This window comes from Candidatus Photobacterium acropomis (assembly GCF_030685555.1).
In the GTDB taxonomy this organism is placed as follows: domain Bacteria; phylum Pseudomonadota; class Gammaproteobacteria; order Enterobacterales; family Vibrionaceae; genus Photobacterium; species Photobacterium lucens.
On sequence record NZ_CP131608.1, the window covers coordinates 537,940 to 551,113 of the forward strand.

Sequence of the window (13,174 nt, forward strand, 5' to 3'; positions counted from 1 at the left end):
CCGAATCTAGTAAATCGATTGAGATAGTTGCTCATTATAGTTCAGCATCATGGAGACTGGCGTTTTCAGTATTTGCTCTGGCACTAAAGATAGCCAGCCGTTACAGCGTGCATATTCAATGAGGCTAGCACGATTAGTCACACCGTGAATTGAAAATTTGTCTATTAAATTAGCTACTTGTTTTTCTACAGCTTTTGGCGTTCGATAAATTAACTCTGCTATTTGCTTGATCTGTCGCCCACGTAGTAACCAGAATAAAACCACTTCTTGTGATGGTGTTAACTGCGGTGATACTGGCGTAATGGTTGATAAACAAAGATGGTTTTTATCGACTGCAAGCACTTCAGTAAGTGATGACATGTTAAGCCAATCTTTGATTTTACTTGCTGTAAATAGAATACCCCAAGCTTGATCATTAATAATAATGGGCTGTTTTACAAAACTGTAGGCATCAACACCATGAGCATAATTATGAACATCAAAAGTGACGACTGTTTTATTATGTGATAGCGCATATTGATCCTGTTGTAAAAAAACGTCACTAAATGCAGCGGTATCGCATGGTATATCTCGATCTGTGAGTCCGGCAATATTATTTTTTACATTTACTAGCTCACAATAAGCTTTATTAGCATAAATAAAAATACCTTCTTTCGATTTAAGTCCGGAAGGATAAGGAGAGGAGTCCAACATATGAGCTAATACTGACAAATATGTTTCTTCATTCATATTAAAGGATCAAAAAATAATTCAGACTGAATATTATAAAGTTTTCATTATCTCAATTCTATTTATTACTGATTATTTTATAAAAATAAACACTAAAAAGATTTGGTAAAAGTTAATCGTTAACAGAGTATGTATTAATAAATAAAAAATAAGTGCTACTATAATACATTATGAGTAACACTTTATTTCTGTTAATAAATTAGAAAGAAAAACCAATACCGCCAGCATTGTCGTAATGATTGTAATCAGAAATCGAAATACCGTAGCCACTTTCTAACATCATGTAACCACGTAGGCGCTTATAAATAGGGAAGCTCCATGTAATGCGCTCGTAGCCACGTGAAAAACCACTTTCTAAAACATTACGTGCGGTGAACGACACTAGGTTTTTGTTATCAATTGCCCAGTTCATACTGATGCGACCATAGCCCATGTAGTTCGTAATGTCTTTGTTGTAATCCTTAGCACCAAAGTCTAAACGTACCCAAGGCTTAATACTTAGGGTGTAGTTGTCATGTTGGAAGGTGAAATCGGCAAAGGCGCGGTTCCAGCTTCTTTCTTGCTCGCCACCTCGACCATTGGATTCATGAACCAGACCGACAGTTGTACCTGCATAGCCCCATGGATTGGTGTTGGCATCTTCTTCTAATGTCCAGAAGATGGATGGTTCGTACTCTGTATCACGGAAGAAAGCCGAAGACGCATAGGCTTGCCAGTTAGAACGCTGGGTATAAGCCACATATACTTTATCTTTGTGGTTCAAGACGCCAGAAGCCAAACGGTATTTCAAACTGATTTGGAAGTTAACGTTATATTTGCTTAGCTTTCCGTCTTCAGGAATAACGGATTGGTATTCAGCATAGTTAGGTTTTTGAGTGTAGTAGAAAGGTAATACGTAATTATCTTTGTATTGTTGTAACAGTAGCGTGTTGGAGCTGGAGTAATCAAGGGGGTTATTTATAATTTCGCCAGCATGTGCTGTTACAGGTACTAAGTTAAAGCCAATTAGTAAAGATGAAAGAAATAAAGGATGTCTAATTGGTCGCCATTTGTATTGCGTCATAGGTATATGTCATCAATAGAAGAGATAAGAGTTATTTATGATGATCATAGACAAGTAATTTCTATTCTGTCTACCAATACAAATGAAAACAATGTTTGATTGTAAGAATGAAAGGTATTTATAAGTATAAAAAAAGAGCGTATATCGCTATACGCCCTTTATGAATCAAGGTGTTACTTGTTTATTATGCTTGTGGTTCAACGTTTACTTTAAACAGCACAGCATAAAGTAATGGGATGATCACCAATGTCAAAATTGTAGCAAATAACAGACCAAACATGATGGTTACCGCCATACTCTTGAAGAATGGATCTATCAATAGTGGCGCTACACCAAGAATGGTGGTGAACGCACCTAGTAATACTGGGCGTGCACGGCTTAATGCTGAATCAATAATCGCTTGGTAAGGGGACTTACCTTCTCTGATTTCAACATCGGTTTGATCCACCAATACAATGGCATTTTTCACCATCATACCAATCAAGCTTAGGAAACCGAGGATTGCCATAAACTCGAATGGTGTCTGGAAAATCACAAGACCAATGGTGACACCTATGATTGCCAATGGTGCGGTTAGCCAAATGATCAGTGGCTGTTTTAATGCGTTAAACATAAAGATCACTGACAAAATCATCGCAGCAAAACCGTATGGAGCTGAAATTGCCAGACCTTCGTTAGCATCTTTAGAGGCTTTGTGCTCACCGTACCATGTTAGTTCGTAACCTGGTGGTAGTTCGATAGCCTCAATTTTGCCACGTAGTTCATTAAACGCATCTGCTGTTAGTACACCTGGTGCAGGATCGGCTTGAACCAAAATGGTTGGAATACGGTTAATACGACGTAGGATCGCATCTTCCCAAACCACATTCACAGACTCAACAAGTTGATTGACTGGAATTGGACCATTGACCATGCGGCTATGTACTTCGGTATTTTCAATCGCACGCTCATGAGTACGCTCATCTTCTGGCGCACGTACCACGATAGGGATCAAATCATTACCTTCACGGTAAACACCAACATTACGACCCGATAACGTTTGTGCGATAGCTTGGCTGATCTCTTGATTTGTTAAACCAAAGCGCTGTGCTTTTTCTGTTGAGTAAACCGGCTTAATCACAGGCACTTGTTGACGCCAATCGTCTTGTACTGCAATTAAGTTAGGATCAGACAACATGATCGCTTTCGCTTGCTCTGCAAGTTCACGTAATACTTTACTGTCAGGACCTTGGAAACCAGCTTCAATTTTCTTACCACCCCCGCGACCTAGCATGAATTTCCATACTTTGATCGATGCTTCAGGGTACTTTTGATCTAACTCAGTTTGTAGTTCTACTAACAGTGGCGCAATGTTGCGGTAGTCATCAATATCAATCAGTAACTGACCGTAGCTTGGGTTACGTGCTTCTGGCGCATAGGTCAACATGAAACGTAAACCACCGCCGCCAATGAAACTTGAGATATTGCTGATCCCTTCTTTTTGTTTAATGTCACCTTCAATTTTTGCCACTGTTTTTTCTGTTGTCATGATATCCGTACCTTGTGGTAAGTAGACATCGACAACAAACTGTGCGCGTTGTGATTCAGGCATAAAGCCAGGCGGGACGAATTTCACACCCCAAATCGCACCCGCTAGGGTTGCCAGTAGTAGCAAGCCTGTGGTTTTACGATGGCTTAGTACCCAAGTTAGCAAACCTTTGTAGCCCGTGACTAACTTGCTTGGTTGGCTATCTTGTTGCTTCACTTTTACTTTTAAGAACTGGTGACACAGTAATGGTGTCACTGTGACTGCAAATACCCAGCTTAACAGCATGGAGTAAAGAATTACCCAAAACAGTGAGCCTGCATATTCACCCATATCTGATGGCGATAAGCCGATAGCACTAAATGCACAGATACCAACAACCGTACCGCCAAGTAGTGGCCATTTTGTTGCATTAACCACTTCAGGAATAACGATATTACGATCTTCATTGTTCTGTAGGCGAACAAGAATACCGTCGGTCACTACAATCGCGTTATCAACTAGCATACCTAGTGCAATGATCAGTGCACCTAATGAGATACGCTGCATGGCTATATCGTCAATGAGCATGATGCACAGAGTACCCGCCACAGTCAGTAGCAGTACGAAACCGATGATCACACCAGAGCGAATGCCCATGAATAGCAGCAGTACGATAAATACGATCACAACTGCTGCGATCAGGTTATCAATGAAGTTTGCTACCGAATCACGAACAGAGTCTGACTGCATTGAGATAACGTGCAGTTCCATACCCAATGGACGTTGGCTTTCTAGTTCTGCGATACGTGCTTTAACCGCATCACCCATATCAACCACGTTACCGCCAGTGACGTTTGAGATACCAAAACCGATAGCACGCTCACCGTTGTAACGCATTAACATGCTAGTTGGTTCTTGGTAGCCACGTTTCACATCTGCAATGTCTTTTAAACGTAGTACGGTGTGGTTGTCACCAATACCGACTTGCAGGTTACGGAGATCTTCAAATGAATTAACGTTTGGTGTTGGGATCACAGGTAAGCGCATACCGTTAGCCGTTACACTACCTGCAACGTTAACAATGTTTTGCTTTTGTAATACTGACAATACGTTATCAAGAGACAGACCGTAGTTCGCTAAACGTTCACTGGTGATCTCAACAAAAATCGCTTCTTGTTGTTCAGCCAAGGTCGCTGTTTTCGCCACGCCCGGAACTAGCACTAGTTCACGACGCAATGAATCAACGTAATCTTGAAGTTGCTTATCAGTAAAGCCTTCACCGGTTACTGCAAAGAACAGCGCATATACATCCGAGAAGTCATCGTTAACAATCGATGGACCGGCTCCTGGTGGTAACATACGCTGAACATCGGTCACTTTACGACGCAGTTTGTCCCATACCTGTTGTAGTTCATCTTGAGATTTAGAGAACTCAAGTTTGATCTCAACGGTAACTTCAGACATCCCTTGTTTCGAGACGGATTTTACTTCTTTCAGCTCTTGCAGCGACTGAACAGCCCCTTCAATTACATCTGTGACTTCATCGGAGACTTCTTGTGCTGTTGCTCCTGAATATGGCGTCACAATAACAGCTTGACGAATAACGAACTCAGGATCTTCAAAGCGACCGAGCTTTAAATAGCTGATATATCCGCCAAGCAAGATCAGCGCAATGATCACCCAAACACTGGTGCGCTTGGCTATGGTATAGCGAGCGATATCCATTTAATTACGCTCCATTTTGGGTGTTATCTGTGTATGGACGTACTTCCATACCAGGCTTTAATTTAGAGACGCCAGCGATCACAATACGCTCGCCAACGCTTAATCCGTTAACGACGGTAATGCAGTTTTTATTCACTTTACCTACACTGATGTAGCGCTTAGCAACCGTATTGTCTTTGTTAACGACCCACACAAACTGCTTGCTTTTGTTATCAGGCACGACTGATGTTAGTGGTACGATAATTGGATTACGGTTCTCTTGCGGACACGCTTTAAGATCTGGTGATACTTTCACAGCCATACCCGGCAAAATATTCATGCCTTTAGTATCTTTAATACCTAATACGACAGAGTAGGTTTGGGTAATAGGGTCTGCTTGGGTTGAGAACGTACGTAAGCTTAATGGCAATAATTGTTGTGGATTATTGTTCACTTCAGCGACCGCTTCACGGCAGGTCATCCCCGATAGCATTACATTGTCAGTAATGTTAATGACCACTTCCAAGTTATCGATATTGTGCAGTGTTAATACTGGGTTATTCGCTTGTACCTGTACGTGGCTGTCGATCAGTTTACGACCGATAATGCCGTCAAATGGGGCGGTTAATTGCGTGTAAGCCAGCTTGTTTTTCGCCTCATTAACACGGTTTTTCGCAAGATCATAACGTACAATGAGCTTATCTAAATCACTTTTAGAGATAGCTTGGCTGCTTTCGTAAATCGCTTTACCACGTTGGTAGGCCTTACTTGCGTCACTTAATTCAAGTTGTGCTGCTGCAAATACCGTTTGGGCGTCTTTAGGATCAAGCTTGGCTAATAACTGACCTTTAGTTACACGATCGCCTTCGTTTACGAAGATATGATCAACACGGCCTGATACTTGGAACGACAGATCAGCACGTTGTGCAGAGCGAACCACACCATTAAAACTTAAATTAGTATTGGCCTGCTGTTTAACCACTGACGTTAAGGCAGGGCTCACCATTGGTTTTTTAACTTGTTCTTCTGTTTCTTTATTGCCGCAACCTGACAGTACGACAAGCGCGACTGATAAACTCAATGCGAGTTTAGTTAATGAGAATGATGTCACTTTGGACATAGCTGATTGAGTTTTCACCGGATTCTCCACTGTCACCATAGACGGTATTGGATTGTTGATAGCATGTTTATTTGTTCAGAATTAAACAGGTAAACTTTGGAGTGTATTTTATGTTTGGTGAGTGGTTTGTAAACTGCTAAGTATACTTTTTTGTGACAAAATGTTAGATTAGGATCACAAGTGGTGAAAATGGGTAGTTAAGTTATGAAGCAAACAGAACGTAAGCATTTAGCGATTATCGAAGCAGCGAAAGCTGAATTTATTGAACACGGTTTTGTTGCTGCCAATATGGATAGAATTTCACTGGTTGCAGAAGTGTCTAAACGTACCTTATATCGTCATTTTGACAGTAAAGAAACGTTGTTTATTTCTGTACTCAGAATCATTCAAGAGTCGGTGAATGAGAATGTGCAATACCAGTTTGATCCAGAAAAACCATTAAAAGCACAATTAGTTGAAATTACACGCCATGAAGTGGATGTACTTTATAACACGTATGGCATGTCATTATCTCGTATTATTGTTATGGAATTTATTCGCCAGCCTGAATTGGCGAAAAACTTGGTCAAAGATCTGTACAGTACCAATGCAATCGCAGAGTGGTTGAAGCTCGCTATTGAAGCCAATGCTATTGTAGATAAAGATGTTAGCTTGCTAACCAATATCTACACAAGTTTATTTCAAGGGTTATTTTTCTGGCCACAAATGATGGATTTAGCACCGTTATGTGAAGGTGAAAAAGTCGAAGAGAACATTAATACGGTAGTTGATGTATTTTTAACCTCATTTGCCGTACAGCAGTAAAAGAGCGTATTAAACGAAATATATTGTCACGATTTTAGAAGCGAATTTCACATTTAATTGAGATTTGGCATGATAGTATTCCTACCAATGATAATTAGGTGTAAGTTATTCTTAATTATTAAGTAGTAGATAATCTGTGTATTTTAAGCATGGTAGCTGAACTCAATTGTGTCGATGCCACGGTTAGATACCCATAAAATCGGTAAAAGATGATGAAAAAATTCTTAGTTGTTTCTGCTTTTGTTCTTGCTTCAACGTCTGCGATGGCTGCTACAACAGCTACGACTTCTCAACCTGCACAAGGTGGTTTTACTGGGCCTTCAGCAATTCCTGCAATTACAACAGTAAACCAAGCGAAAGAAGCAAACGATGATGCGGTTGTTGAGCTAACGGGTTACATCACAACATCACTGGGTGATGAAGACTACATGTTCAAAGACAGCACTGGTGAGATCAAAGTAGAAATTGATCACAAAGATTGGAATGGTGTGAATGCAACACCAACAACTAAACTGGTGATCCGTGGTGAAGTCGATAAAGATTGGTCAGAGCGTACAATTGACGTAAACAAAGTTGCGTTAGCTGGCTAATTATAAGACTGAAATAAAAACGCTATTTCTAAATAGAAATAGCGTTTTTTTATGGTTATATTTTGCTGAGATTAGCTATCGTGCTTGGCATCTAAGATGAATTTTTGGATTACCTTTGCCACACCTGCATTGTTGTTGGTATCGGTAATGTAATTAGCCAGCGCTTTGGTAGCGTCAGTCGCATTACCCATTGCCACACCTAAACCTGCATATTCAATCATATGGTGATCATTACCTGCATCGCCCATACAAATCACTTCACTTTGTTTGATGTCTAAGTATTTTGCAAGCGCTTCAACGCCAGTACCTTTATTGCTTTTTGGGTTCATAAACTCCAAGAAGAAAGGGGCGCTTTGTACGATGGTGTAACGTTCATATAGCTCTGTTGGTAATTGTGCAATGGCAGCTGAAAGACGTTCTGGTTCGTCAATCATCATCACTTTCATTACTTCTTCATCATTATCCAGCGTTGCAAAATCTTCAATTGTAATTTCAAGGCCGTTAATTTTTGCTTCGTGATCGGTGTAGTAATTATTTTCAGGCGTGATTAAGCCTTGGCGACGAGTAAAGGCGTGAACGTGAATACCTAAGTCATGAGCAAGAGAAGCAATATTTTTTGCATCTGTACCTGTTAGGGTTTCACTGCGAATGATTTCTTTATTTTCAACACGTTGGATTAGCGAGGCATTGTAGCTAAGCACATAATCGTTGGCGCCAGTCATGTTAAGTTCATTGAGTGCCCATGTCATTCCCTCTAATGGGCGACCAGAAGCTAAAACAATGGAAACACCTTGCTCACGTGCTGCGCTAATCGCCGCTTTATTTTCTGCGGAAATCGTACCGTCAGAATTAAGCAAAGTGCCGTCCATATCAAGTGCAACTAATTTGTACATCATCATTTCCATTACAGATTTAAAACTGCATCCATCATAAGCAAATTAGGCGATGAAAACGATAGAGAATTATCTTTATTAAGCATGATGAATAGCAAGGCATCGTTACAGTGATTATAAATGTAACAAGAAAATGTCTTATGTTTATAAGTTTGTCAGTTTGATTATTTATTGTTAATTAATTTGCTCTTTATGGTTTATTTTGTTTAGACTACTAAAGAAATTAGCATAATAAATTGCTTCTTTAGGTGATTTTAAGCGCACATTGAATTCATGACGATTTTGAAATTGTGCGTTTGTCGATTCGATATAAATGATAAGGATAATATTTATGCGAAAGCTCCTAGCTGCAACAGTATTGTTAACAGCGATGTCAGCGACTCAAGCATATGCAAGTGAATGTGGGAAAGTCACGATTGCTGATATGAATTGGAACTCAGCAACACTTCTTGCCAATGTCGATAGTTTTATTTTGCAACATGGTTACGGCTGTGAAACTGATTTAGTACCAGGTGATACGATGCCAACGGGTACATCCATGGTTGAAAAAGGTGAACCTGATATTGCTCCTGAATTTTGGAGTAACTCGATGAAGGCTGCACTGGATCGTGGTGTGGAAGAAGGGCGCATTTTATACGCTGGTAAAAGTTTCTCTGATGGCGGTGAAGAAGGTTTTTGGGTTCCAGAGTACATGGTGAAAAAAGATCCAAGCCTAGCAACCATTGAAGGCATTAAGAAAAATGCCAAGCTTTTCAAACATCCAGAAGATGATGATAAATCGGCATTTTATAACTGCCCCGCGGGCTGGAACTGCCAGATCTCAGCTGGTAACTTGTTTGAAGCATTGAAACTAGAAGACGCGGGATTTGATCTGATTGATCCAGGTTCAGGCGCTGGTTTATCGGGCTCTATTGCAAAAGCCTATGAGCGTGGCGAAGCATGGTTTGGTTATTACTGGGCACCAACAGCAGTACTGGGTAAGTACAAAATGGTGAAAGTCGATTTTGGCTCAGGCATTGATGCTAAGTACTTTAAAGAGTGTTTGACCAATACCGAGTGTGTTGATCCAAAAGTTTCTATGTATCCGCAATCAAATGTTGACACGGTGATCACAACGTCGTTTGCTAAACGCTCGCCAGCAGCAGTGGAATATTTAGGTAAGCGTTCTTTCACAAATGCGCAAATGAATAGCCTATTAGCATGGATGGAAGATAATCAAGCTGATGGTGAAGCGGTAATGGAAGAAGTATTAACAAATCACGAAGATATTTGGGTTAAATGGGTCTCTCCTGAAGTTGCAGATAAAGTACGTGGCGCTTTAGCCGATCTGTAATTAATACGTCTACAGTGGTGGCGAAAGCTGTCACTGTAGCCACTTTGCTAAGGATATAGCACAAGTGGTAAATAGCAGTAGTATGTATGGATAACATTTATGTCAGATAAATCATGGTTAACCGACTTTCCGCAACTTGAGCGTGCTCAGTTAGTTGAAATTCGTAAAACATTGGATGGTGCTTACCGTTCATTTTCTCGAGAATATGGCGACACAATCGAATCTTTTTTCGATCCTCTTCTTTCTTTTCTCATCTGGTTTGAAAAATTATTACTCGCAACACCTTGGTGGTTAGTGATCGCCATTCTTGCCGCAATTGCTTATGTAGCAAGTCGATCGTGGAAGCTATCACTTGGGGTTGTACTTTCTTTCTTATTCATCGGATTTTTTGGCATGTGGGATAACACCATGCGGACGATGAGTATAATTTTAGTTTCTACGCTGGTGGCAATCGGTATTGGTATACCAATAGGTATTGCAATGGCGCGCTCTGACAGGGTTCAGCGAATTGTTACGCCACTACTGGATGTGATGCAGACCATGCCTGCATTTGTTTATTTGATCCCTGTCGTTATGTTATTAGGCATTGGTAAAATCCCAGGTTTAATTGCGGTGGTGATTTATGCGGTACCACCAGTGATCCGCTTAACCAACCTTGGTATTCGCTTGGTTGATGAAGAAGTGTTAGAGGCGGCAACCGCTTACGGTGCTAGCCCAATGCAACGCTTGTTTGGGGTACAAATTCCGCTGGCAATGCCAAATATTATGGCGGGTATTAACCAAACCATCATGATGGCATTAGCCATGGTAGTGATTGCATCGATGATCGGGGTGAAAGGGTTAGGACAGCCAGTATTGAAGTCCATCACCAATCAGTACTTTACCTTAGGTCTATTAAATGGTTTAGCCATTGTTGCGCTGGCAATTATTTTCGACCGTATTTCTCAAAGTTATGCCAAGCGTAGTCAGCAACATCTTGGAGGTCGTTCATGAGTTCAGTATCAAAGCAGTCGCCTCTGATCCGAGTTAAAAACCTCTATAAAGTATTTGGGCCAAACGATAAGAAAGTGGTTCAGCAGGTTAAAGACGGTGCATCAAAAGACGAAATCTTAGCAAAAACAGGTCACACAGTTGGCTTAAGTGATATCAATTTAGATATTTTCCCCGGTGAGATTTTTGTGATTATGGGCTTATCAGGTTCGGGGAAATCCACCTTGATCCGACACTTTAATCGCTTAATTGATCCGACTGAAGGTGTTATTGAAATTGAGGGAACTGATGTGATGTCCCTTAATGAAAAAGAGCTTCAAGACTTCCGCCGTCATAAAATGTCGATGGTATTCCAACGTTTTGGCTTAATGCCACACAGAACGGTACTGCAAAATGTTGGCTATGGTTTACAAGTGCAAGGCGTTAGTAAATCAGAGTGGCAAAGTAAAGCGAAAGAGTGGCTAGAAACAGTAGGTTTAAGCGGTTATGAAAGTAGTTATCCAGCTAATCTTTCTGGTGGTCAGCAGCAGCGTGTTGGCCTAGCGCGTGCTTTATGTACGGATGCAGAAATCTTGTTAATGGATGAAGCCTTTTCTGCGCTTGATCCTCTGATCCGTAGTGAGATGCAAGATCAGTTAATTGAGCTGCAAGAAAAGCTCCACAAAACTATTGTTTTCATTACTCACGATTTAGATGAAGCACTTCGATTAGGTGATCGTATCGCTATTTTGCGTGATGGAGTATTGGTGCAACAGGGTAAACCTGTCGATATCTTGCTTAATCCTGCAGATGATTACGTGGAAGCATTCGTTAAAGACGTTAATCGTGCTCGTGCGTTAACCGTTGAAACGGTGATGAAGCCACAAGTGGTGCGTATTTCAGCAGAAACGATCGGTGAAGCTGTTACTCAAATGCGAAAAGCAAAAGATGATTTTGCTTATTACATTGATCAGCAAGGTTATCAAGGCGTGATCACCCAAGAAACATTAGATAGTGTGAAAGAGTCTGAGTACGACAATGCGATTGATGCATCGATGCTAGAAGATGTGCCAGCTGTATCAACTGACGCATTACTTGAAACGGTGATACCAGAAACCTTAGACAGTGATCATCCATTACCAGTTGTTGATGCTGAAGGACAAGTAACGGGGCGTTTATCACGTTCAACATTGGCTGAAGTCTTAAGTGAACACAGCAATAATGAAGCGTCAGAAAATAGTGTTGAAGTCATTAAAAAAGCACCGTCAAAAGTTGCTTAGGTAACCTTGTTGCTGCCTAATTAAAGAATTCAAAATGATCATTGCCCGTATGTCACGCCATGTGCTGTTGATGTACGGGCTTTTGTTTTTAAATGTGTGCTTAACGATACAATCGATACAGTACTGAAAGCTTTTGATACAAATTAGTGGCGGTTATTAACATGCTCTATCTTGCAATATTCTACAGTAGCTTTTTTGTTGCGAATAAAGTATCGATTAGATCTCGCTTCTAGAGCAAATTGCTGACATTTTTACAAATAAGTGGTCAAATAAAGAGAAAATATCTCTAATAATAAAGTCTAGTTTGGTATCTCACTGTTTCCCAATGACAGTGATGACTGTACCAATTGTCGTGTGGTGAACAAATACATGAGCATCTCGAAACAAGTTCTTGTCGTGGATGATGACAAAGAAATCCGTGAACTACTGGAGGAGTACCTAACCAAAAATGGTTTTGAGGTACAAACTGCGGCAGAAGGTGAGGAAATGAAACGTTGCCTTGCTGCGGGTTATCCTGATTTGATCTTACTGGATATTATGATGCCTGGGGATGACGGCTTTACGTTATGTCAGCATATTCGTAAAAGTTCGGATGTACCAATCATCATGCTAACCGCAGTGTCTGATGAAATGGATCAGATCATTGGACTTGAAATTGGTGCGGATGACTATATTGCTAAGCCGTTTAGCCCTCGACAATTGTTAGCGCGTATTAAAGCATTGTTGCGTCGTATAAAACCGTCTGATGTGCAGTTATCACCGTCAGTTGCTAAGTTTATCTATTTTTCCAACTGGCGTTTAGACACTACCGCACATCGTTTGCTTGATGTACAAACAAACGAAGAATTTGAGTTAACGAGCGGTGATTATTCTCTACTCATGTTGTTTGTAACAAGACCCAATGAAATATTGGATCGTGATACGATCTCGTGTGCGACAAGAGGGCGAGAGGCTCAGCCTTCTGAGCGAGGCATTGATGTTGCGTTAAGTCGTTTACGTCAGCGTTTAGGTGATAAAGGACGTACACAGCGTTTAATTAAAACCAGTCGTGGTAACGGTTATATTTTTACCGCAGAAGTGCGTTATGAAGATCAAATATGATCTTGTGTGGCAAATGAATATTTAAGAAAGTGTGGTGTCTAGTGCCACACTTTTTTTATCTAGCGTTAGGTAAATAGCAAA

11 protein-coding genes are annotated in these 13,174 nt (G+C 40.7%); 6 read left to right on the top strand and 5 right to left on the bottom strand.

Annotation, left to right across the window (positions count from 1 at the left end; translation table 11 throughout):
* Positions 1-6: 6 nt before the first annotated feature.
* The 4 genes from Q7657_RS02430 to Q7657_RS02445 all read right to left on the bottom strand — a co-directional run bounded on the left by Q7657_RS02430 (position 7) and on the right by Q7657_RS02445 (position 6,162).
* Entirely contained in the window at positions 7-729 is a 723-nt protein-coding gene (locus tag Q7657_RS02430; RefSeq protein WP_258178249.1) for a PAS and helix-turn-helix domain-containing protein, read from the bottom strand.
* Positions 730-928: 199 nt separating this feature from the next.
* A complete protein-coding gene (locus Q7657_RS02435; RefSeq protein WP_053988713.1) occupies positions 929-1,792 on the bottom strand; it encodes a phospholipase A in 864 nt (287 codons plus the stop codon).
* A gap of 184 nt (positions 1,793-1,976) precedes the next feature.
* Positions 1,977-5,024 carry an efflux RND transporter permease subunit gene (locus Q7657_RS02440; protein ID WP_053988714.1) on the bottom strand — a complete coding sequence of 1,016 codons (3,048 nt, stop codon included), beginning with the start codon at positions 5,022-5,024 and terminating at the stop codon, positions 1,977-1,979.
* A gap of 4 nt (positions 5,025-5,028) precedes the next feature.
* Positions 5,029-6,162, bottom strand: a complete 1,134-nt coding sequence (locus Q7657_RS02445) for an efflux RND transporter periplasmic adaptor subunit (RefSeq protein WP_498827255.1) — start codon at positions 6,160-6,162, stop codon at positions 5,029-5,031.
* A 165-nt stretch (positions 6,163-6,327) separates the two neighbouring features.
* On the opposite strand from Q7657_RS02445, the gene Q7657_RS02450 reads away from it, so the two are divergent.
* Together Q7657_RS02450 and Q7657_RS02455 are read left to right on the top strand one after the other, a co-directional pair.
* Positions 6,328-6,927, top strand: coding sequence for a TetR/AcrR family transcriptional regulator (locus tag Q7657_RS02450; RefSeq protein WP_107166054.1), 600 nt, complete (start codon positions 6,328-6,330; stop codon positions 6,925-6,927).
* A gap of 212 nt (positions 6,928-7,139) precedes the next feature.
* Positions 7,140-7,517, top strand: a complete 378-nt coding sequence (locus Q7657_RS02455; RefSeq protein WP_107166053.1) for a YgiW/YdeI family stress tolerance OB fold protein — start codon at positions 7,140-7,142, stop codon at positions 7,515-7,517.
* Positions 7,518-7,588: 71 nt separating this feature from the next.
* On the opposite strand, the gene yidA is transcribed toward Q7657_RS02455, so the two are convergent.
* On the bottom strand, positions 7,589-8,410 hold the full coding sequence (gene yidA, locus Q7657_RS02460) for a sugar-phosphatase (RefSeq protein ID WP_107166052.1): 822 nt from the start codon (positions 8,408-8,410) through the stop codon (positions 7,589-7,591).
* Positions 8,411-8,741: 331 nt separating this feature from the next.
* Between yidA and Q7657_RS02465 the strand changes: the two genes are divergently transcribed.
* From Q7657_RS02465 to Q7657_RS02480, 4 genes are all read left to right on the top strand, one after another.
* Positions 8,742-9,743 (top strand): ABC transporter substrate-binding protein, encoded by a 1,002-nt coding sequence (locus Q7657_RS02465; protein ID WP_008988902.1) that lies wholly within the window; start codon positions 8,742-8,744, stop codon positions 9,741-9,743.
* Between the two features lie 99 nt (positions 9,744-9,842).
* Entirely contained in the window at positions 9,843-10,736 is an 894-nt protein-coding gene (locus tag Q7657_RS02470; protein ID WP_053988719.1) for an ABC transporter permease, read from the top strand.
* A complete protein-coding gene (locus Q7657_RS02475; protein ID WP_107166051.1) occupies positions 10,733-11,992 on the top strand; it encodes a quaternary amine ABC transporter ATP-binding protein in 1,260 nt (419 codons plus the stop codon). Before Q7657_RS02470 ends, Q7657_RS02475 begins: the two co-directional genes overlap by 4 nt.
* A gap of 369 nt (positions 11,993-12,361) precedes the next feature.
* Complete coding sequence (locus Q7657_RS02480) at positions 12,362-13,093, top strand: response regulator (RefSeq protein WP_107166050.1); 732 nt, start codon at positions 12,362-12,364, stop codon at positions 13,091-13,093.
* The last annotated feature ends 81 nt before the right edge of the window (positions 13,094-13,174 follow it).